The organism is Escherichia sp. E1130 (assembly GCF_005781065.1).
Classification (GTDB): Bacteria; Pseudomonadota; Gammaproteobacteria; order Enterobacterales; family Enterobacteriaceae; genus Escherichia.
The window spans coordinates 170909-196787 of record NZ_VATL01000003.1; the positions used below are offsets into that span (position 1 = coordinate 170909).

General features: G+C 58.6%; 4 protein-coding genes. All 4 read left to right on the top strand.

The features are described from left to right. Positions 1 to 174: 174 nt before the first annotated feature. The 4 genes from glsA (at position 175) to FEK66_RS02370 (ending at position 25877) form a co-directional block, all read left to right on the top strand. Complete coding sequence (gene glsA / locus FEK66_RS02355; protein ID WP_130215511.1) at positions 175 to 1107, top strand: glutaminase A; 933 nt, start codon at positions 175 to 177, stop codon at positions 1105 to 1107. 2 nt (positions 1108 to 1109) lie between these two features. Continuing rightward, the gene (locus FEK66_RS02360; RefSeq protein ID WP_130206329.1) at positions 1110 to 2402 is read left to right on the top strand and encodes an APC family permease; all 1293 of its coding nucleotides are present in this window, start codon (positions 1110 to 1112) and stop codon (positions 2400 to 2402) included. 342 nt (positions 2403 to 2744) lie between these two features. Beyond that, on the top strand, positions 2745 to 4100 hold the full coding sequence (locus FEK66_RS02365; protein WP_135490905.1) for a TolC family outer membrane protein: 1356 nt from the start codon (positions 2745 to 2747) through the stop codon (positions 4098 to 4100). A 108-nt stretch (positions 4101 to 4208) separates the two neighbouring features. Continuing rightward, positions 4209 to 25877, top strand: a complete 21669-nt coding sequence (locus FEK66_RS02370; protein ID WP_135494274.1) for an Ig-like domain-containing protein — start codon at positions 4209 to 4211, stop codon at positions 25875 to 25877. Positions 25878 to 25879: the final 2 nt, after the last annotated feature.

A 25879-nucleotide genomic window follows, 5' to 3' on the forward strand; every position in this document is an offset into this window, starting at 1 on the left:
AAATGAAAAGTCGGCAGAGATTAAACAATTGGCGCAATTAGCATCAGAATTAGACATTTATCTCTTTGTTTTCCTTTATCTAAAGTACGGGTGCTAAGTTAAATCAGGATGCCTGAAAACTGGCATCGGGGTGAGGAAATACCTCCCGCATCTATAAAAAGGAGTTAACAAAAGATGTTAGATGCAAACAAACTACAACAAGCAGTGGATCAGGCGTACACCCAATTTCACTCACTTAGCGGCGGACAAAACGCCGACTACATCCCCTTTCTGGCGAATGTACCCAGTCAACTGGCGAGCGTCGCTATCGTAACCTGCGATGGCAATATCTATAGTGCCGGTGACAGTGATTACCGCTTTGCGCTGGAATCCATCTCCAAAGTCTGTACGCTAGCCCTCGCGTTAGAAGATGTCGGCCCGCAGGCTGTACAGGATAAAATTGGCGCAGATCCCACCGGACTTCCCTTTAACTCGGTCATTGCCTTAGAGCTTCATGGTGGCAAACCGTTATCACCGCTGGTTAATGCGGGGGCTATCGCCGCCGTCAGTCTGATTAAAGCCGAGAATGCAGAACAACGCTGGCAGCGAATTTTACATATTCAACAACAGCTTGCAGGAGAACAAGTCGCGCTCTCTGACGAAGTCAACCAGTCGGAACAAACAACCAACTTCCATAACCGCGCTATTGCCTGGCTGCTGTACTCCGCCGGATATCTCTATTGCGATGCGATGGAAGCCTGTGATGTCTACACTCGCCAATGTTCCACGCTCATCAATACCGTGGAACTGGCGACGCTTGGCGCGACGCTGGCGGCGGGCGGGGTTAATCCGCTAAGTCAAAAACGTATTCTGCAGGCCGACAACGTGCCATACATTCTGGCCGAAATGATGATGGAAGGGCTGTATGGTCGCTCCGGTGACTGGGCGTATCGCGTTGGTTTGCCAGGAAAAAGCGGCGTTGGCGGCGGCATTCTGGCGGTAGTACCTGGCGTGATGGGGATTGCCGCGTTCTCCCCGCCGCTGGATGAAGACGGTAATAGTGTTCGGGGTCAGAAAATGGTGGCATCTGTTGCTAACCAACTCGGCTATAACGTGTTTAAGGGCTGATCATGATGAACGCGGAAGGTGATAACGGTAACAAACCCCTCGGGCTATGGAACGTCGTTTCCATTGGCATCGGGGCAATGGTGGGGGCAGGGATCTTTGCCCTGCTGGGGCAGGCGGCGTTGTTAATGGAAGCCTCAACCTGGGTCGCCTTTGCCTTTGGCGGCATAGTGGCGATGTTTTCCGGTTATGCCTATGCGCGACTTGGGGCGAGTTATCCCAGTAATGGCGGGATTATTGACTTCTTTCGCCGGGGATTAGGGAACGGCGTCTTTTCACTGGCATTATCCTTGCTTTACCTGATGACGCTGGCGGTGAGTATTGCTATGGTTGCCCGCGCATTTGGTGCTTATGCCGTGCAGTTTCTGCATGAAGGCAGCCAGGATGAGCATCTTATTTTGCTGTACGCGCTGGCTATCATTGCGCTGATGACTCTCTTCAACTCTTTAAGCAACCACGCGGTAGGTCGACTGGAAGTTATCCTTGTTGGCATCAAAATGATGATCCTGTTGTTGTTGATCATTGCGGGTGTCTGGTCGCTACAACCTGCGCACATTTCTGTCTCCGCGCCCCCCACTTCCGGCGCGTTCTTCTCTTGTATCGGGATTACCTTCCTTGCCTACGCGGGCTTTGGCATGATGGCGAACGCAGCGGATAAAGTGAAAGATCCGGCGGTCATTATGCCACGGGCGTTTCTGGTGGCGATTGGCGTTACTACGCTGCTTTACATCGCACTAGCGCTGGTACTGCTTAGCGATGTTTCGGCATTAGAGTTAGAAAAATATGCCGATACCGCGGTAGCGCAGGCCGCTTCTCCGCTGCTCGGGCATGTGGGGTATGTGATTGTGGTGATCGGCGCTTTACTGGCGACGGCTTCAGCCATTAACGCTAACCTGTTCGCGGTATTTAATATCATGGACAACATGGGCAGCGAGCATGAACTGCCGAAGCTAATGAATAAATCCCTGTGGCGGCAGAGCACATGGGGCAACATCATCGTGGTGGTGTTGATCATGCTGATGACGGCGGCGTTGAATTTAGGCTCGCTCGCCAGCGTCGCCAGTGCCACTTTTTTGGTCTGTTACCTGGCGGTGTTTATGGTCGCTATCCGCCTGCGTCATGATATCCACGCCTCGTTGCCAATCCTCATCGTTGGCACGCTGGTTATGTTGTTGGTGATCATCGGTTTTATTTACAGCCTGTGGTCCCAGGGCAGCAGTGCGCTGATGTGGATTATAGGCGCACTATTACTAAGCCTTATTGTGGCAATGGTAATGAAACGGAATAAAACGGTATAAACCTTCTTGTGCGCAGTGCTTTCTGCACTGCGCTTTTATTTTTTATCCTTAATTTAATCCCTTGCTTATGCTTTTAATAAATAATTCACACCAAAAAGATATATAGACGATAAAACTGTGATTTCTATCACTTCTTATCGTGGATTATTCTTAACGAGGATGATGGTAAACTAAAAGTCGTAGTGTATTCTTAATAAATAACGTATAAGCTTTTTCACTGCATTTCTTTTAATGGGGGAAGTAAAAACAAAAGAGATGCACAAGTTATTACCCTTCTTAAATAAAATGATGCTGGTTATAAAGATCAGTTAAAATAATGACCTGGAAGGAAGTGACTTATCTATGGCGCGATTACAATTAAAAAACCGTAAAAATAAAGGTCTGATATTTTTAATCAGTTTTATTGTGATGGGTGGAGACGCGCTTGCTGCGCCATTACCGCAATGGGCCAATGCTCCTGCGGTTACGCCGGTTGCCAGTTTATCGTTACAGGAAAGCATATTGCGTGCCTTTGCGCGAAACCCCGACGTCACCCAACAGGCGGCGCAGATAGGTATTGGTGAAGCGCAAATCGATGAAGCCAAAAGCGCCTGGTATCCGCACATCGGTTTAACGGGTAATGCGGGGCCTTCCCGGCAAACGGACTCCAGCGGCAGGCTGGATAACAACGTTTCTTATGGCATAACCCTGACGCAGCTGGTGTATGACTTTGGTAAAACCAGTAACGATATCAAACTGCAAACTGCCGCTCGTGACAGCTACCGCTTTAAATTGATGGCAACCTTAACCGACGTAGCCGAAAAGACGGCGACGACCTATATGGAAGTCAGTCGTTATCAGGCTTTGTGCGACGCAGCGCAACGTAACATTCACTCTCTGGAAAACGTCTACAACATGGCCGCACTACGCGCCAACGCTGGGCTTAATTCATCATCCGATGAGTTACAGGCGCAAACGCGTATAGCGGGAATGCGCTCGACGCTGGAACAATATCAGGCACAGATGACAAGCGCCAAAGCACAGCTGGCGGTGCTCACAGGCGTACAGCCGGAGGCGATAGCTTCGCCGCCAGCCGCATTAGCCGAACAGCCAGTGTCGCTAAAAAATATCGACTATCAGTCCATCCCGCTGGTACTGGCGGCAGAAAACTTACGCCAGTCTGCCCAGTACGGCGTGGAGAAAACCAAATCGCAATACTGGCCTACGCTCAGTATTCAGGGCGGCAAAACGCGCTACCAGACCAGCGACCGCTCGTATTGGGATGATCAGTTACAACTGAACGTCAACGCGCCGCTGTATCAGGGCGGCGCGGTTTCAGCCCAGGTGCAACAGGCCGAAGGGCAACAAAAAATCTCTGCTTCGCAGGTTGAGCAGGCAAAACTAGACGTGCTTCAACGAGCGTCGGTGGCGTATGCCAACTGGACTGGCGCACGGGGTCGTGAAGAGGCTGGGTTAGCGCAATCTGAAAGTGCGCACAAAACGAGAGATGTGTACCAAAATGAATATAAATTGGGTAAACGCAGCCTGAATGATCTATTAACCGTCGAGCAAGATGTCTTTCAGGCGCAATCGGCTGAAATAAATGCCAATTATGATGGCTGGGTCGCCGCAGTGAATTATGCCGCTGCGGTTAATAACCTTATTCCATTAGCGGGAATTAAACAGGGCTTATACAACGACTTACCCGAATTGAAATAATCCTGCCATTATTAATATCAGGTATGCATCGTTGTTGAGTGATTACCTTTGTCTTATTTAGATAAATGGACTCGCTAAGGATGTGCGCCATTTATCAGGAATGCCATTATGAGCCTGATTATTGATGTTATTTCGCGAAAAACATCCGTCAAACAAACGCTGATCAATCCTGGCGACGTTACGGTTGTCATTTATGAGCCCTCTGTGGTGCAGGTTCATGCTCAGGCATCTGCCGTTGCGCGTTATGTTCGTGACGGAAATGACTTGTTGATCTATATGCAGGACGGCACGGTGATCCGCTGCAACGGTTATTTCCTGCAAGCGGCAAATACCAGCGAACAATCCGAACTGGTGTTTGCCGATGGTCAACAGCTGACTCATGTCACCTTTGCCGATACCGCGGCAGGTGGATTAGCGCCTGTGGAGCTGACCGCTCAGACCACCGCAATTGAAAGCATTGCGCCGTACCTTGATATTGTCGGTCAGACGACGGCTTTCCCGTGGGGATGGCTGGCGGGGGCGGCGGTAGGTGGCGGCGCGCTTGGCGCTTTACTGGCAAGCGGTGGCGATGATGGCTCAAAAACTGAAGTGGTTAACAACCCACCGCCAGCCGAACCCGGCAACGCCACGCCATCGTTTTTGGTAACCGATAATCAGGGCGATCAACGCGGTATTCTTTCCGCCAACGATACCACCGATGACACTACGCCAACCTTTAGCGGCAGCGGGCAGGCGGGGGCGACCATCCAGATTAAAGACAGCAATGGTGACACCATCGCCAGTACTCAGGTCGGTAGCGATGGACGCTGGAGCGTCGATTTGCCCACGCAAAGCGCGGGTGAACATACCTGGTCAGTGGTGCAAATCGTCGGTAGCACCATTACCAACGCCGGGTCGATAACGTTAACCATCGACAATAGTCAGGCCGCCATACAGCTCGCCACCACCGCAGGCGATAACATTATTAACGCCAGCGAACAGGCCGCTGGATTTACGCTTTCTGGCACCAGTAGCCATCTGGCACAGGGAACAGAACTCACCGTCACGCTAAACGGCAAAACCTACACCACCACCGTTGGGGCTAACGGTGCCTGGAGCGTACAAGTGCCGACCGCCGATGCGCAAGCGTTAGGCGAAGGGAATCAGGCGGTGCTGGTCAGTGGGAAAGATGCCACGGGCAATACGGTCACTGGCGCGCAACTGTTAACGGTCGATACCCAACCGCCGACACTTGCTATCAACACCATCGCCCAGGACAACATTGTCAGTGCCGCGGAACATAACGCCGCGCTGGTGTTAAGCGGTACATCGAATGCGGAAGCGGGGCAAACCGTAACCCTGAACCTGAACGGCGTCACCCACACAGCAACCGTCGGTAGCGACGGAACCTGGCAAGTGACGCTGCCTGCCGCAGAAGTGCAGGCGCTGGCCGATGGCAACTACGCCGTAAATGCCAGCGTCAGCGACCGGGCAGGAAATACCACCAGCAACAGTGCGAATTTCGCGGTAGACACCAGTGCGCCAGTGGTCAGCGTTAACACCGTTGCGGGCGACGATATTCTTAACACCGCTGAACAGATTGTGGCGCAGATTATTTCCGGTCAGGTCAGTGGGGCTTCTCCGGGGGATATCGTCACCGTGAAGTTAGGTGCCACAGTTCTGACAGGCGTGGTACAGGCAGACGGCAGCTGGAACGTAGCGCTTGATCCGGCGGTGACCCGTACTCTGGCGCGTGGCCCTAACGACATCATCGTCACGGTTACTGATTCCGCTGGAAATACCGGTACAGCGACCCATAACATCACGCTGGCAGGCGTCGCGCCGCAGGTGTCGATAGATGCTATCAGCGGTGATAACGTACTGAATGCGCTGGAATCTCAGCAGCCGCTCACGTTAAGTGGCACCAGCAATTTACCTGACGGCGGCACGGTTAACGTGACGCTGAATAATGTCACGTATAGCGCTCAGGTCAGCGGCGGCGTCTGGTCGCTGAATGTTCCGGTGAGCGATGTCCTGAATCTGGCAAACACCAATTACACCGTTACCGCCAGCGCCACCGATGTGACCGGCAACACCGGCACCGCGCAGAGCAATTTGCTGGTCGATACGGTGCTGCCGCAGGTGATCATCAACACCTTTGCGGGCGACAACATTGTTAACAACGCCGAAGCAGCGGCAGATCAAACCCTCAGTGGGCGCGTCGTGGGTGCGGTGCAGGGTGATACCGTCACTATTGAATTGGGCGGTCATACCTACACGGCGACGGTGGGCAGCAACCTTACCTGGAGCGTGAACGTACCGACGGCGGATTTACAGGCGCTGGGCGATGGGGCGTTAACGATAAATGCCTCTGTGACGAACGGGCATGGCAACACTGGTAATGGTGAGCGTGATATCACCATCAGCGCCACGCTGCCGGGACTGCGTATCAATACTGTCTCCGGCGATGACGTTATTAACGCTCTCGAACAGCAGCAGGATTTGGTCATTTCTGGCAGCAGTAGCCATTTACCTGCGGGCACTACCGTGACGGTAACACTCGGCAACGAAAGCTATCAGGGCGTGACCGACAGCAACGGCAACTGGCAGGTGGGTGTTCCAGCTGCGGACTTGCAGGCGCTCACTGCGGGCACGGTTATTGTTACCGCCAGTGCGGAAGATCCGGCAGGTAACCCGGTTTCTATCAACCATAATGTGCTGGTTGATGCGGGTAGCGTGGCGATTGTTATCAATACCGTCTCCGGCGATGACATTATCAATGCCGCAGAAAAAGGTGCGCCGCTGACGCTGACCGGTACCACTCAAGGAGTAGAGGCCGGGCAAACGGTAGTCGTGAAATTTGCCGGGCAAACCCTGACGACCACTGTTCAGAATGACGGTTCCTGGAGCCTGACCGTTCCCGCCAGCGCGGTAAGCAGTCTGCCCGATGGCGCAGCGGAAATCACCGCGACCGTCACCAACATCAGCGGTAACACTGGCGACACCTCCCGCACCATTACCGTCGACAGTCAGGCGCCAGCCTTAAGTATCGATTCGCTGACCGCCGATAACGTCATCAACGCCGCCGAAAGTGGTCAGGATCTGCAAATCACTGGCACCACTGACGCCCAGCCGGGGCAGACGGTGACCGTCACGCTGAATGGGCAGACGTATCAGGGCGTCGTGCAGGCAGACGGCACCTGGAGTGTGACCGTACCTGCCGCCAACGTTGGCGCACTGGCTGACGGCAACGCCACGGTCACCGCCAGCGTGAACGATGTCGCAGGTAACCCGACCAGCGTCTCACGTGTGGCGCTGGTGGATGCCACGCCGCCCGTGGTGACCATTAATCCGGTGGCGAGCGATAACGTCATCAACACGCCGGAACACACCCAGGCGCAAATCATCAGCGGCACGGTCGCTGGCGCGCAGGCGGGCGATATTGTCACCGTGACGCTGAATAATGTGAATTACACCACGGTGGTGGATGCTTCCGGCAACTGGAGTCTGGGCGTTCCGGCCTCGGTGGTCAGTGGGCTGGCGGACGGCAGTTATCCTGTCAACGTTTCAGTGACTGACCGCGCCGGAAACACGGGCAGCCAGTCACTGACCGTCACGGTCGATACCGCCGCGCCAGTAATTGGTATTAACACCATTGCTGGCGATGATGTGATAAACGCCAGCGAAAAAGGGGCCGATGTCCAGATTACCGGTACCAGCGATCAGCCAGCCAATACCGCCATCACCGTGACGCTGAACGGGCAAAATTACACCACCACGACCGACGCCTCCGGCAACTGGAGCGTAACGGTTCCGGCATCGGCGGTAACCGCACTGGGCCAGGCCAACTACACGGTAACGGCGGCGGTGACCAGCGGTATCGGCAACAGCACCACCGCCAGCCATAACGTGCTGGTCGACAGCGCGCTGCCCGGTGTGACCATTAACCCGGTGGCAACCGACGATATTATTAACGCCGCCGAAGCGGGCGTAGCGCAAACCATCAGCGGGCAGGTTACCGGAGCCGCCGTTGGCGACACGGTAACGATTACGCTGGGCGGCAATACTTACACCACCACCGTCCAGCCGGGATTAAGCTGGAGCGTGAGCGTTCCGGCGGCAGATATTCAGGCGCTGGGTAATGGCGATTTGACGGTGAGCGCCTCGGTCACCAATCAAAACGGCAACACCGGCAGCGGCACGCGGGATATCACCATCGACGCTAATCTGCCCGGTCTGCGGGTCGATACGGTGGCGGGCGATGATGTGGTCAATATCATCGAACACGGGCAGGCGCTGGTTGTCACCGGCAGCAGCTCGGGGCTGGCAGAAGGCACGCCGCTTACCGTTACGATTAATAATGTGGACTACACCACTGCGGTGCAGGCCGATGGTAGCTGGAGCGTGGGCGTCACGGCGGCGCAGGTTAGCGCCTGGCCTGCGGGGACGGTTAATATTGCCGTTTCCGGGGAAAGTAGCGCCGGAAATCCGATAAGCATTACGCATCCGGTAACGGTGGATCTCACTCCGGCGGCTATCACCATCAACACTATCGCCACGGACGATGTGATTAACGCCGCAGAAAAAGGCGCTGATTTAACGCTTTCCGGCACCACCACGAATGTAGAAGCCGGGCAAACGGTCACCGTGACCTTTGGCGGTAAAAACTACACCGCTACCGTGGCGAGCGATGGTAGCTGGACCGCCACCGTTCCCGCCGCCGATCTGGCGTCATTAACCGATGGCAGCGCCTCCGCGCAGGCCAGCGTCAGCAATATCAATGGCAATAGCGCCTCGGCGGTGCATAACTACAGCGTCGACAGCAGCGCGCCGACCATCATTATCAATACCGTTGCCAGCGACAATATCGTTAACGCCAGCGAAGCTGACGCGGGCGTGACGGTGAGCGGCACCACCACTGCCGAGGCAGGGCAGATCGTTACGATAACGCTCAATAGCCCGACCGTGCAGACGTATCAGGCAACGGTACAGGCCGACGGCAGCTGGAGTATTAATATTCCGGCGGCAGATCTTGAGGCATTGACGGATGGCAGCCACACCCTGACGGCGACGGTCAATGACAAAGCGGGCAACCCGGCGAGCACCACGCATAACCTGGCGGTGGATCTCACCGTTCCGGTACTCACCATCAACACCATTGCGGGCGACGATATTATTAACGCCACCGAGCACGGGCAGGCGCTGGTGATTTCCGGTTCCAGCACAGGCGGAGAGGCGGGAGATGTCGTCAGCGTCACGCTAAACAATAAAACTTACACCACCACCCTGGATGCCTCCGGCAACTGGAGCGTCGGCGTTCCGGCGGCGGATGTCACCGCGCTGGGCAGTGGCCCGCAAACCGTGACGGCGACCGTTACCGATGCGGCGGGTAACAGCGACAACGAGACGCACACGGTTACCATTAACCTTACCGCGCCGACCATTGACATCAACACCATTGCCACCGATGACGTGATTAACGCCACCGAAAAAGGCGCGGACCTGCAAATTTCCGGCACCAGCAATCAGCCCGCAGGCACCACAATTACGCTGACGCTTAACGGGCAAAATTACTCCGCCACGACGGACGCCGCAGGCAACTGGATCACCACGGTGCCAGCCTCCGCCGTCGGTGCGCTGGGCGAAGCCAGTTACACGGTGACGGCGAACGTCACCGACATCGCAGGCAACAGCAATTCCGCCAGCCATAACGTGCAGGTTAATACCGCGTTGCCGGGTGTCACCATTAATCCGGTAGCGACTGACGATATTATTAACGCCGCCGAATTGGGCGTGGCGCAGACCATCAGCGGTCAGGTGACGGGCGCGGCGGCGGGCGATACGGTTACCGTGACGCTTGGCGGGAAAACCTACACCGCTACCGTGCAGGGGAATTTAAGCTGGAGCGTGGACGTTCCGGCAGCGGATATTCAGGCCATCGGTAATGGCGACCTCACGGTTAACGCCTCGGTGACCAACGGCGTTGGCAATACCGGCAGCGGTTCGCGCGATATAACTATCGATGCCAACCTGCCAGGTCTGCGCGTTGATACCGTGGCGGGCGATGATGTGGTCAATAGCATCGAGCATGGTCAGGCGCTGGTGATTACTGGTAGCAGCAGCGGGCTGGCGGCGGGCGCGGCACTGACGGTGGTGATTAACACGGTCACTTACGCTGCGACGGTATTAGCCGATGGCACGTGGAGCGTTGGTGTTCCGGCGGCAGATGTGGGCAACTGGCCTGCGGGGACGGTGAATATCACGGTTTCAGGCGCCAGTAGCGCCGGAAACCCGGTCACTATCACCCATCCGGTCACCGTCGATCTGGCGGCGGTGGCGATTTCCATTAACGCCGTTTCCGGCGACGATGTGATTAACGCCGCCGAAAAAGGGGCAGATTTAACCCTTTCCGGCAGCACTTCCGGCGTGGAAGCGGGGCAAACGGTCACTGTTACCTTTGGCGGTAAAACCTACACCGCCACCGTAGCGGGCGATGGTAGCTGGACAACCACCGTACCCGCCGCCGATCTCAGCGCGTTACGCGACGGCGACGCCACCGTGCAGGCCAGCGTCAGCACTATTAACGGCAACACGGCTTCGGCAACTCACGCTTACAGCGTCGATGCCACAGCCCCGACGCTTGCCATTAACACCATCGCCACCGACGATATTCTGAACGCCGCCGAGGCGGGCAATCCGCTAACCATCAGCGGCAGCAGTACCGCCGAAGCGGGGCAGACGGTAACCGTCACGCTTAATGGCGTGACTTACAGCGGCACCGTCCAGGCGGACGGCAGCTGGAGCGTCAGCGTACCGACGGCGGATCTCAGCAATCTGACCGCCAGCCAGTACACGGTCAGCGCCTCGGTAAGCGATAAAGCAGGTAACCCGGCGACCGCGACTCACGGTCTGGCGGTAGATCTCAGCGTTCCAGTGCTGACCATCAACACCGTCTCCGGCGATGACATTATTAACGCCGCCGAACACGGGCAGGCGCTGGTGATCTCCGGTTCCAGCACTGGCGGCGAAGCGGGCGATGTCATCACCGTCACGTTAAACAGTAAAACCTACACCACCACGCTGGACGCTTCCGGCAACTGGAGCGTCGGCGTTCCGGCGGCAGATGTCACTGCGCTGGGCAGCGGCCCGCAAACCATCACCGCCACTATTACCGATGTAGCAGGTAATAGCGATGACGCCAGCCGCACGATCACTGTGAATCTCACCTCGCCAACCATTGGCATCAACACTATCGCCAGCGATGACGTCATTAACGCCACGGAAAAAGGCGCGGATCTGCAAATTACCGGTACCAGTAATCAGCCCGCAGGCACCACCATTACGGTGACGCTGAACGGGCAAAATTACACCGCCACTACAGATGCTTCCGGCAACTGGAGCGCCACGGTGCCAGCCTCAGCGGTTAGCGCGCTGGGTGAGGCCAACTACACGGTAACAGCAAACGTCACCGACACGGCAGGCAACAGCAATTCCGCCAGCCATAACGTGCTGGTCAACAGCGCCTTGCCTGCCGTCACCATTAACGCGGTGGCGACCGATGACATTATCAACGCTGCCGAAGCGGGCAATGCGCAAACCATCAGTGGTCAGGTGACGGGCGCGGCGCAGGGAAATACGGTCACCGTTACGCTGGGTGGCAACACCTACACCGCCACGGTGCAGGCTAATTTAAGCTGGAGTGTCAGCGTTCCGGCGGCGGATATTCAGGCGCTGGGCAACGGTTCTCTGACGGTTAACGCCTCGGTCACCAATGGCGTTGGCAACACGGGCAGCGGCTCGCGAGACATCACTATCGACGCCAATCTGCCTGGCCTGCGTGTCGATACCGTAGCGGGTGATGATGTTATTAACAGCATTGAGCACAGTCAGGCGCTGGTGATTACCGGGAGTAGCACTGGACTGACGGCAGGAACGGCGTTAACGGTTGTGATCAACAACGTCACTTACGCTGCCACGGTTTTAGCCGATGGCACATGGAATCTCGGCGTTCCGGCGGCCGACGTCAGCAACTGGCCTGCGGGTACGGTGGATATTACGGTAAGCGGCACTAACAGCGCCGGAACAACCTCCACCATTACCCATTCGGTTACCGTCGATCTGGCGGCAGTCGCCATCACCATTAACACTCTCTCCGGCGATGATGTGATCAACGCCGTAGAGAAAGGCGAAACGCTGGTCGTAAGCGGCAGCACCAGCGGCGTGGAAGCCGGACAGACGGTGACCGTCACCTTTGGCGGTAAAAATTACACCACCACCGTGGAAGCCAACGGTAGCTGGACGGTGAATGTACCGCCTGCCGATCTCGCTGCGTTGCCAGACGGCGCGGGCAACGTGCAGGCGAACGTCAGCAATATTAACGGCAATAGCGCCCAGGCGACTCATGCTTTCAGCGTCGATGGCACCGCGCCGATCATTACCATCAACACCATCGCCAGCGACGATATTCTTAATGTGAGCGAAGCGGGCGCGGGGATCACCATCAGCGGCACCACCACGGCGCAGGCCGGGCAGACGCTGACCGTCACGCTCAATAACAACACGTACCAGACCACCGTCCAGGCCGATGGCACCTGGAGCGTGAATGTTCCGGCAACGGATTTAAGCGGACTGACCGCCAGCAGTTATACCGTGACCGCGACGGTGAGCGATAAAGCGGGCAACCCGGCAAGCGCCGATCATGCGCTGGCGGTGGACGTTACCGCGCCGGATCTCACCATTAACACCGTTTCGGGCGATGACATTATCAACGCTATCGAACACGGGCAGGCGCTGGTGGTGAGCGGCACTAGCACGGGCGCGGAACCCGGCGATGTGGTCACCGTCACGCTCAACGGCAAAAACTACACCACCACGCTGGACGCTTCCGGTAACTGGAGCGTCGGTATTCCGGCGGCGGATGTCACGGCGCTGGCGACCGGTAGCCAGACCATTACCGCCAGCCTGAGCGATCGCGCGGGCAACAGCGACAGCACGACTCACGATGTGACCGTTGATCTCAGCGGCCCGACGCTGACCATCAACACCGTCTCCGGTGATGACATTATTAATAATGCAGAGAAAACCCAGGATCTAATCATCAGCGGCGGCTCCAGCGGCCTGGCGACGGGCTCCACGGTCACCGTGATGTTGAACGGCCTGGCTTACAGCGCCACCACCGACGGTTCCGGCAACTGGAGCGTTACCGTGCCAGCTTCGGCAGTCGGTGCCTTGGGCGAGGCAGTGTATCAAATTAGCGCCAGCGCCACCGACAGCGCAGGCAACAGCGGCAGTACCACCCATACGGTGAATGTCGAATCACTCCTGCCTGGGGTAATCATTAACACCGTAGCTGGTGATGACATTATCAACGCCGCTGAAATTGCCGTTAACCAGACCATCAGCGGTCAGGTTACGGGGACGGCAGCAGCAGGGGACACGGTCACTATCACGCTCGGCGGTAATCAATACACAGCCACCGTGCAGCCAGATTTAAGCTGGAGCGTCAGCGTACCGACGGCTGATTTGCAGGCGTTAGGTAACGGTGAGCTGACCATCACCGCCTCGGTCACCAACACCACAGGCAATACCGGCACCGCCACACACGACATCGTGATAGACGCCAACCTGCCAGGTCTGCGCGTCGATACCGTAGCAGGCGATGATGTGGTCAATATTATCGAGCACGGTCAGGCGCTGGTGGTAACCGGCAGCAGTACCGGACTGGCGGTGGGAACGCCACTGACAGTGGAAATCAACAACGTCACCTACGGCGCAACGGTACTCGCCGATGGCAGCTGGAGCGTCGGCGTTCCGGCGGGAGATGTCGCAAACTGGCCTGCGGGGACGGTTAATATTGCCGTCTCTGGCACTAATACTGCTGGAACCACAACCAGCATCAGCCATCCAGTTACGGTCGATCTCGCTGCCGTCGCTATCACCATCAATACCCTTTCCGGCGACGATGTAATTAACGCCACCGAGAAAGACAGCGATTTGCAGCTCTCCGGCACCACCTCCGGCGTGGAAGCGGGGCAGACCATCACCGTTATTTTCGGCGGCAAAAGCTACACCACCACGGTTGCCGCGGATAATACCTGGGGGCTGACGATCCCAGCCGCCGATCTCGCAACCTTGCCGGACGGCGCAGCAAACGTACAAGCCAGCGTCAGCAACGTAGCTGGCAACATCGCCCAGGCAACACATGCTTACAGCGTTGATGCCACCGCGCCATCCGTTACTATCAACACCATCGCCTCGGACGATATTCTTAATGCCGCTGAAGCCGGAACGGCGCTGACCATCAGCGGCACCAGTACGGCAGAAGCCGGGCAGACGGTGACCGTGACGCTAAACGGCGTCAGTTACAGCGGGAACGTACAGGCTGACGGTAGCTGGAGCGTCAGCGTACCAACTGGCGATTTAGCCAACCTCACCGCAAGCCCCTATACGGTGAGCGCGGCGGTCAGCGACAAAGCCGGAAATCCGGCCTCGGCAACGCATAATCTGACGGTAGATCTCGTTGCCCCAGTCGTCACCATTAACACGGTGGCGGGCGATGACATCATCAACGCCACGGAACATGCCCAGGCGCAGATTATCAGCGGCTCGGCAACGGGCGCGACGACGGGTAACACGGTTTCCGTGACGATTGGCACGACCACCTACACCACCGTGCTGGACGCCAACGGCAACTGGAGCATCGGTGTGCCTGCCAGCGTGATTTCCGCGCTGGCGCAAGGCGATGTGACCATTACCGCCACGGTTACCGACTCCGCCGGCAACAGCGGCACAGCCTCGCACACTGTCAGCGTGGCGCTCGGCGCACCCGTGCTCGGCATCAACACCATTGCCGTCGATGACATTATCAACGCCACGGAGAAAGGCGCGGATCTGGCGATTTCCGGCAGCAGCAACCAGCCTGCGGGTACGCAGGTAACCGTTACGCTCAACGGGCAAAATTACACCACTACTGCCGATGCCTCAGGTAACTGGAGCGTGACCGTTCCGGCATCCGCCGTGAGCGCGCTCGGTGAAGCGACTTACACGGTAACCGCCGCCGCTACTGACGTTGATGGCAACAGTGGTTCCGCTAGCCATAACGTGCAGGTCAATACTGCGCTGCCGGGCGTCACCATTAACGTTGTGGCGAGCGACGATATCATTAACGCCGCCGAAGCAGGCGCGGGCCAGACCATCAGCGGTCAGGTGATGGGTGCTGCGGCAGGCGACACGGTAACCGTCACGCTCGGCGGGGCGACTTACACCGCCACGGTGCAGGCGAATTTAAGCTGGAGCGTCAATGTTCCGGCCTCCGCGTTACAGGCGCTGGGCAACGGCGAGCTGACCATTTCGGCTTCGGTGACGAACAGCGTAGGCAATACTGGAAATGGCACGCGGGAAATCACCATCGACGCGAATCTTCCCGGTCTGCGGGTCGATACTGTCGCTGGCGATGACGTGGTCAACATTATCGAGCACGGGCAGGCGCTGGTGATTTCTGGCAGCAGCTCCGGTCTGGCGGCGGGCAGCAACGTTACGCTGACCATCAACGGGCAAACCTATGTTGCGGCGGTGCTGGCGGATGGCTCATGGAGCGTCGGCGTTCCGGCGGTGGATGTCAGCGCCTGGCCTGCGGGGACGGTCACAATTACGGCGAGCGGCAACACCACCGCCGGAAACCCGGTCAGCGTTACGCATCCGGTGACTGTCGATCTCTCGGCGATTGCCGTCAGCATCAACGCCATTACCGCCGATGATGTGATTAACACCGCTGAAAAAGGCGCGGCGTTAACGCTCTCCGGCAGCACTTCCGGCGTGGAGGCTGGTCAAACGGTTACCGTCACCTTTGGCGGCAAAACCTACACAGCAAGTGTCGCGGCGAATGGTTCCTGGAGTACCACGGTTCCGGCGGTGGATATGGCAGCCCTGCGTGATGGCGATGCCAGCGCACAGGCCAGCGTCAGCAATGTTAACGGCAACAGCGCCACCACGACCCACGCTTACAGCGTCGATGCCAGCGCGCCAACGGTGACCATCAACACTATCGCGAGCGACGATATTCTTAACGCTACCGAAGCGGGTACGGCGCTGACCATCAACGGCAGCAGCACGGCGGAAGCGGGGCAGACGGTGACCGTCACGCTCAATGGCGCAAACTATACCGGCACTGTACAGACGGACGGCAGCTGGAGCGTCAGCGTGCCGCCAGCCGACTTAAGCGCGCTGACCGCCAGCAACTACACCGTCAGCGCGGCAGTGAGCGACAAGGCCGGAAACCCGGCCTCGGTTAATCACAACCTGACGGTGGATACTTCCGTTCCGGTCGTCACCATCAACACGGTGGCGGGCGATGATGTGATCAACGCGACGGAACACGCCCAGGCGCAGATTATCAGCGGCTCCGCTACTGGCGCGGCAACCGGTAGCACCGTGACGGTGACTATCGGCACAAACACCTTTACCACCGTGCTGGATGCCAGCGGTAACTGGAGCGTCGGTGTCCCGGCCAGCGTCGTCTCGGCACTGGCGAACGGCACGGTGACCATTAACGCCAGCGTCACCGATGCCGCCGGAAACAGCGGCAGCGCCACGCATCAGGTGACGGTCAATACTGGCCTGCCGTCAATTACCTTTAACGCCATCAGCGGCGATAACGTCCTGAACGCCGATGAAAAAGGCCAGCCGTTGACCATTAGCGGTAGCAGTACGGGGCTGGCGACAGGCGCACAGGTTACCGTCACGCTCAACGGTCATAACTACAGCGCCACCACCGACGCAGCAGGCAACTGGACCTTAACCGTTCCGGTCAGCGATCTGGCGGCCTTAGGTCAGGCCAACTATACCGTCAGCGCCAGTGCCACCAGTGCTGCGGGTAACACCGCCAGCAGCCAGGCGAACTTGCTGGTCGACAGCGGCCTGCCGGGCGTCACCATCAATACTGTGGCGGGTGACGATATTATCAACGCCGCCGAAGCAGGGGCCGATCAAACCATCAGCGGAGTGGTGACCCGCGCCGCCGCTGGCGATACGGTCACCGTGACGCTGGGCGGCAACACTTACACCGCTACGGTACAGGGCAACTTAAGCTGGAGCGTCAGCGTTCCGGCAGCCGATCTCCAGGCGCTGGGCAATGGCGATTTGACCATTACCGCCTCGGTGACCAACGCGAATGGCAACACCGGCAGCGGCACGCGGGATATCACCATTGACGCCAACCTGCCGGGGCTGCGCGTGGATACGGTAGCGGGCGATGATATCGTCAACAGTATCGAACACGGGCAGGCGCTGGTAATCACTGGTGGCAGTAGCGGCCTGAATGCAGGCGCAGCGCTGACGGTCACCATCAACGGTGTGGCCTATGCCGCCACGGTACAGGCGGATGGGAGCTGGAGTGTCGGCATTCCGGCGGCAAACGTCAGCGCCTGGCCTGCGGGGCCGTTAACCGTTGACGTGGCAGGACAGAGCAGCGCCGGAAACCCGGTCAGCGTCAGCCATCCGTTCACCGTCGATTTAACGGCGGTGGCAATCAGCATCAATACGGTCGCCAGCGACGACGTGATTAACGCCGCCGAAAAAGGTGCCGACCTGACCCTTTCAGGCAGCACTAGCGGAATTGAAAGCGGGCAAACCGTTACCGTCACCTTTGGCGGCAAAACCTACACCGCAAGCGTCGCCGCTAACGGGAGCTGGAGTGTAACGGTTCCGGCGGCGGATCTGGCATCTCTGCCAGACGGCGCGGCGAACGTGCAGGCCAGCGTCAGCAGCGCGAGCGGCAACAGTGCCTCGGCGACCCATGCGTATAACGTTGACGCCAGTGCGCCGACGCTCACCATTAATACCATCGCCAGCGACGATATTCTTAACGCCACGGAGGCCGGAAGCCCGCTCACCATCAGCGGCACCAGCACCGCCGAAACCGGGCAGACGGTCACCGTCACCCTTAATGGCGCAACCTACAGCGGCAATGTACAGGCGGACGGTAGCTGGAGCGTCAGTGTTCCCACTTCAGCCTTAGGCGCGCTGACCGCAAGCAATTACACCGTCAGCGCTACGGTCAATGACAAAGCGGGTAACCCCGGCAGCGCCAGCCATAATCTGGCGGTAGACACCACCGCGCCCGTTCTCACCATTAACACCGTGGCGGGCGATGACATCATCAACGACGCCGAACACGGGCAGGCGCTGGTGATTTCCGGCACCAGCACGGGCGGGGAAGCGGGCGATGTGGTGAGCGTTGTGCTCAACGGCAAAACCTACACCACCACCCTGGATGCCTCCGGCAACTGGAGCGTCGGCGTCCCGGCGGCGGATGTTACGGCACTCGGTAGCGGTGCGCAGACGATCACCGCCAGCGTCAGCGATCGGGCGGGCAACAGCGATGATGCCAGCCGCACCGTGACCGTCAGTCTCACCGCGCCAGTGATTAGCATCAATACCATCGCGGGTGATGACGTGATCAACGCCACTGAAAAAGGATCGAATCTGGCGCTTTCCGGCACCAGCGATCAACCTGCGGGCACGGCGATCACCGTGACGCTGAACGGACAAAACTACAGCACTACCACCGACGCTTCCGGCAACTGGAGCGTTACCGTGCCCGCCTCGGCGGTCAGTGCGCTGGGCGAAGCCACCTACAGCGTCACGGCGAGCGTCACCAACGCCCAGGGCAACAGCAGCACCGCCAGCCATAACGTGCAGGTCAATACCGCGCTGCCGGGCGTCACCATTAATCCGGTAGCGACGGACGATATTATCAATGCCGCCGAAGCAGGCAGCGCGCAAACTATCAGCGGTCAGGTCACCGGTGCTGCGGCGGGGAGCACCGTCACCGTTGCGCTGGGCGGCAAAACCTACAGCGCCACCGTGCAGCCAGATTTAAGCTGGAGCGTGAGCGTGCCTGCCGCCGACTGGCAGGCGCTGGGTAACGGTGAGTTAACCGTTAACGCCTCGGTCACCAACGCCGTTGGCAACACCGGCAGCGGCACGCGCGATATCACCATTGACGCCAGTCTGCCAGGTCTGCGAGTCGATACCGTTGCAGGCGATGATGTGGTCAATATCATCGAGCACGGTCAGGCGCAGGTGATTACTGGCAGCAGTTCCGGCTTTGCGGCAGGGACTGCATTGACGGTGGTGATTAATAACCAAACTTACGCCGCCACGGTGCTGGCAAACGGCACCTGGAGCGTCGGCGTTCCGGCTGCGGATGTCAGCAACTGGCCTGCGGGAACGCTGAATATTAGCGTTAGCGGCGCGAACAGTGCCGGAACGCAAACCAGCATTACCCATCCGGTCACGGTTGATCTCACCGCCGTCGCCATCAGCATGAACAGCATCACCAGCGATGATGTGATTAACGCCGCCGAAAAAGGTGCGGCGCTAACGCTCTCCGGCAGTACGTCCGGCGTCGAAGCGGGGCAAACCGTTACTGTGACCTTTGGTGGCAAAACCTACACCACCACGGTGGCAGCAAACGGTAGCTGGAGCACCACCGTTCCGGCTGCGGATATGGCGACGTTGCGTGACGGTGATGCCAGCGCTCAGGTGCGGGTGACCAACGTTAATGGCAACAGCGCCACGGCAACACATGAATACAGCGTCGATAGCGCCGCGCCGATCGTCACCATCAACACGATAGCCAGCGATAACATCATCAACGCCAGCGAAGCCGCGGCGGGCGTAACGGTGTCTGGCACCAGTACGGCGGAAACGGGGCAGACGCTGACCGTCACGCTTAACGGCAGTAACTACCAGACCACGGTGCAGGCGGACGGTAGCTGGAGCTTAACGCTGCCTGCCAGCGCCTTAACCACGCTTGCTAATAACGGCTACACCCTGGCCGCCACGGTCAGCGATCTGGCGGGTAACCCCGGCAGCGCCAGCAAAGGCGTGACCGTCGATACCACCGCGCCCGTCATCAGCTTTAACACCGTGGCGGGCGATGATGTGATTAACAACGTCGAACACACTCAGGCGCAGATTATCAGCGGCACCGCCACGGGCGCGGTAGCGGGCGACCGCCTGGTGGTGACCATCGCCGGGCAGCAGTATGTCACCAGCACCGATGCCAGCGGCAACTGGAGCGTCGGCGTGCCTGCCAGCGTGATTTCCGGCCTTGCGGACGGCACGGTGACCATCAGCGCCACCATCACCGATAGCGCAGGTAACAGCAGCACTCAGACGCACAACGTGCAGGTCAATACGGCGGCAGTGTCACTTTCGGTCAGCACCATCAGCGGCGATAACCTTATTAATGCCGCCGAAGCAGGCAGTGCGCTGACCCTGAGCGGCACTGGCACTAATTTTGCGACAGGCACAGTGGTGACCGTGTTGCTTAACGGCAAAGGCTACAGCGCCACTATTCAAAGCAACGGGAGCTGGAGCGTGAACGTGCCAGCGGCAGACGTCGCGGCGCTGGCGGATGGTACCAGCTACACGGTCAGCGCTTCCGCTCAGGACAGCGCCGGAAACAGCGCCACGGCCTCGCGCAGCGTAGCGGTGGATCTCACCGCACCGATTATCAGTATTAACACCGTTTCGACGGACGACCGACTCAATGCCGCAGAACAACAGCAGCCGTTAACCCTTAACGGCTCGACCAGCGCAGAAGTGGGGCAGACGGTCACCGTCACCTTTGGCGGCAAAACCTACACCGCCACGGTTGCTGCCAATGGCACCTGGGCGCTGAACGTGCCTGCGGCGGATCTGGCAGCGCTCGGTCAGGGCGCGCAGACTATTACCGCCAGCGTGAACGATCGCGCCGGTAACCCCGGACAGGCCACGCACGCTCTGACCGTTGACACCGTTGCGCCAACGGTGACCATCGCCACCGTGGCGGGTGACGATATTATCAACAACGCCGAGCAGCTTGCCGGGCAGACCATCAGCGGCACCACCACCGCCGAAGTGGGTCAGACGGTGACCGTCACCTTTAACGGTCAGAGCTGGACCGCCACGGTCGGCAGCGGCGGAAGCTGGTCGGTCTTTATTCCGGCGCAGCAGTTTGCCGGATTAAGCGACGGCAGCTACACCATCAGCGCGACGGTCAGCGATCAGGCCGGAAACCCCGGTAGCGCCAGCCGTGGCGTCACGTTGAACGGCGATGTGCCTACCGTCACCATCAACACTTTTGCGGGCGACGATGTAGTGAACGCGGCGGAACATGGCTCGTCGCTGGTGATCAGCGGCACCACCACCGCCCCAGTTGGGCAGACGCTGACCCTGACCTTAAACGGCAAAACCTACACCACCACCGTGCAGACGGGCGGTAACTGGAGCTACACGCTCGGCAGCGCCGATGTCACTGCGCTGGCGGACGGCAACGCCTACGTGATTAACGCCTCGGTGAGCAACGCCATTGGCAACACCGGTAACAGTAATCACACCATTACCGTCGATCTCAGCGCCCCGGCGATGGGCATTAATATCGATTCCCTGCAAGCCGACACCGGGCTTAGCGCCAGCGACTTTATCACCAGCGTCAGTCCGGTGGTGGTCAACGGCTCGCTCACCGCCGCGCTTGCCAGTAACGAGACGGCGCAAATCAGTATCGACGGCGGCGCAACCTGGACCACGCTTACCGTCACTGGCACGACCTGGCGCTATAACGACAGCCGCACGCTGACCGATGGCAACTATCTCTATCAGGTGCGGGTGATTGACGCAGCGGGCAACGTTGGCGCGACCGACAGCCAGAACGTGGTGATCGACTCCATCGCGCCAGATCCAGCAGTAAAAACCATCGCCATCAGCGCGATCACCACCGATACCGGATTGATCACTAACGATTTTATCACCAGCGACACGACGCTTGCGGTAAGCGGCACGCTGGGGGCGACGCTGGCTGCCGGTGAGTTCGCGCAAATCAGCATCGACGGCGGCACCACCTGGCAGAATCTGTCGGTAAGCGGATTAACCTGGACGTACCTTGACGGACGCACGCTGGCTGACGGTAACTACAACTATCAGGTGCGGGTGATCGACACCGCCGGAAATATCGGTGCGACCGCCAGCCAGATTGTCACCGTGGACACCACCGCACCGCTGGCGAGCAAAACCATCGCCATTGCGGGCATCAGCGATGACACCGGGTTAAGCAGCAGCGATTTTGTTACCCGCGATACCACGCTGACCGTGCGCGGTACGCTCGGTGCGGCGCTGGCCGCTGATGAACGGGCGCAAATCAGCCTCGACGGCGGTGTCACCTGGACAACCTTAACCGTTATCGGCACCAGCTGGAGCTATGCCGACGGTCGCACACTGACCGACGGCACCTGGAACTACACGGTGCGGGTGGTGGATCTGGCGGGGAATGTTGGGCAGACCGCAACGCAAAACGTGGTGGTCGACACCACCAGCCCGGAAGCGGCGAAAAGCATCACCATTACCGGCATCAGCGATGACACCGGAGCCAGCAGCAGCGATTTTATTACCAGCGATACCTCGCTTACCGTGCGCGGCGTACTGGGCGCGGCGCTCGGCACTAATGAATTCGCGCAAATCAGCACCGACAACGGTGCAACCTGGGTGAACGTAACGCTGGCGGCAGACGGCCTGAACTGGAGTTACGTTGACGGACGCACGCTAACGAATGGCACGACGACCTGGCAGGTACGAGTGGTCGATCTGGCGGGCAACGTTGGCGCAACCGGCAGCCAGTCGGCGCAGATCGACACCGTTAACCCGGCGCAGGTGTTGACCATCGCCAGCATCAGCACCGACACGGGGAGTTCGTCCACCGACTTTATCACCAGTGATACCTCGCTCACGCTGACCGGTTCGCTGGGGGCGGGGCTTGCCAGCGGCGAAGTGGCGCAGATTAGCCTTGATGGCGGTGCGACCTGGACCACGCTCACTACCAACGGCACGCAGTGGACTTACACCGACAGCCGCACGCTGACCGATGGCAGCTATGTTTATCAGGTGCGGGTGCTGGATCTGGCGGGGAACACCGGCCCGGTGGTGTCGAAAACGGTGGTGGTCGATACGATTAACCCCACCGCCACGCCGACCATTGTGTCGTATACCGATGATGTCGGGCAGCGGCAGGGGACGTTAAGCAGTTCGCAGGCCACCGACGATACCACGCCACTGCTGAACGGTGTGCTCTCCGGCCCGCTGGCCAGTGGTGAAGTGGTTTACCTCTACCGCAACGGCCTGCTGTTAGGCGCGGTGACGATGGTAGGTGCGCTGAACTGGACCTACAGCGACAGCGGGCTGGTCAGCGGCGCGTACACCTACAGCGCGCGGGTAGTGGATCTGGCAGGAAATATCACCTCCTCCAGTGATTTTATCCTGACGGTCGATACCTCTATTCCGACCACGCTGGCGCAAATCACCAGCCAGACCACGCGCGATACCACGCCGATTATCAGCGGGGTGATCACTGCCGCGCTCGCCAGCGGGCAGTATGTCGAAGTGGTCATCAATGGCAAAACCTACACCTCGCAGCCGGGCGGTGCGGTGGTAGTCGATCCGGCGCATAACACCTGGTATGTGCAGTTACCGGATACCGATGTGCTGGCGGCGTCCGCGACCGCCTATAACGTCACCGCGCAGGTAAAAAGCTCGGCGGGCAACGGCAACACCGCCAACGTCAGCAACGGCACGGTGACAGTCAACGCGGCGATTGATTACACGCCCGCCTGGACAACTGCCAATAAAACGACCGCCTGGGGGCTGACCTACGGCCTCGACAACCACGGGATGTGGACGGTGCTGGCTAACCAGCAAATTATGCAATCAACCGATCCGCTCACCTGGTCGAAGACCGCACTGACGCTGGTGCAAAGCGGCAACAACTACGCCACCAGTTCAATTGCCGATTATGACCGTAACGGCACGGGCGATCTGTTTATCACCCGTGATGACTACGGTACGGGCTATATCAACGGCTTTACCAATAACGGCGACGGCACCTTTTCCAGCGCGATTCAGGTGAACGTCGGCACGCTGACGTGGTATGGCTCGATTGTGGCGTTTGATAAAGAGGGCGACGGCTATCTCGATTTCTGGATTGGCGACGCGGGCGGACCGGACTCTAATACCTTCCTGTGGAATAACGCAGGCACCCTGGTAGGCAACTCCACCACCGCCAACAACGGAGGGAGCGCCACGGTCGGCGGGGTGGTGAACGGCTACCTTTCCCTTAACGAAGGTTCCGGCGTCGATCTCAACAATGACGGCAGGGTAGACCTGGTTCAGCACACCTTCAACCTGAATAACTACTACACCCTTTCATCGCTCATCAGCCAGGGCAACGGCACCTTTGTCTGGGGACAAAACACCATCAACACCTTCCTCAGCGTTGCAGGCAGCGGTGGTAACTCGACGTCTGTCTCCATGACCTGGGCCGATTTTGACGGTGACGGTGATATGGACCTCTTCCTGCCCGCCAGCCAGGGAAGAGCTAACTACGGCTCGCTGTTATTCAATACCAACGGCGTGTTGGGGAATCCGGTGGCGGTGGGGGCTACGGGTACAACCTATGCCAGCCAGTTCAGCGTGGCAGTGGACTGGGATCATGACGGGTTAATGGATATCGCGCGTATTGCTCAGACCGGGCAGTCGTACCTCTATACTAACGTCAGTAATGCCAGTAACTGGACACAATCTACCCTCGGCGGCAGCCAGAGCGGCATCACCAGCGGCGTGGCGGCAATGGATTACGACTGGGACGGCGCGGTGGATGTGCTGGTGACCAAACAGTCGGGCAGCGTGTTCCTCATCCGTAACACCAACACGGTGAGCTACGGTACCTCGCTGCACCTGCGTATCACCGATCCCAACGGCATTAACGTCTATTACGGCAATACCGTAAAACTCTACAACTCGGCGGGAGTGCTGGTCGCTACGCAAATCATCAACCCGCAGTCGGGGATGGGCGTCAACGACACCTCGGCGCTGGTCAATTTCTACGGACTGAATGCCGGAGAAACCTACAACGCGGTGCTGATCAAATCCACCGGCACCACTGCCAGCAATATCGACCAGACGGTGAATACCAGTTGGGGCGGTTTACATGCCACTGATGCTACCCACGCTTACGATCTCAGCGCCGAAGCAGGCACGGCGAGCAACAACGGTAAGTTCGTCGGCACGGGCTATAACGACACCTTCTTCGCTACTGCTGGCACCGACACCTACGACGGTTCCGGCGGCTGGGTGTACAGCTCCGGCACCGGAACCTGGCTGGCGAACGGCGGGATGGACGTGGTCGATTTCCGCCTTTCCACAGTGGGGATCACCGCCAACTTAAGCACCACTACTGCCCAGTCGACCGGTTTTAACACCTCGACATTTACCAATATCGAAGGCATTTCCGGCTCCAACTTTAACGACACCCTGACGGGCAGCAGCGGCGATAACCAACTGGAAGGGCGCGGCGGTAACGACACCATCAACATCGGCAACGGGGGCCATGACACCTTGCTCTATAAACTGCTCAACGCCAGCGATGCCACTGGCGGCAATGGCTCGGACGTGGTGAATGGCTTTACGGTAGGGACATGGGAAGGTACCGCCGACACCGATCGCATTGATATTCGTGAACTGTTGCAGGGCAGCGGCTACACCGGAAACGGCAAAGCCAGCTACGTCAACGGCGTGGCAACGCTGGATGCGCAGGCCGGAAACATCAGTGATTTTGTCAAAGTTACCCAGAGCGGCAGCGACACCATCGTGCAGATCGACCGCGACGGCACGGGCGGCACTTTTGCGGCAACTAACGTGGTCACGCTGACGGGCGTGCATACCGACCTCGCCACTTTGCTGGCGAATCATCAGTTGATGGTGGTGTAGAT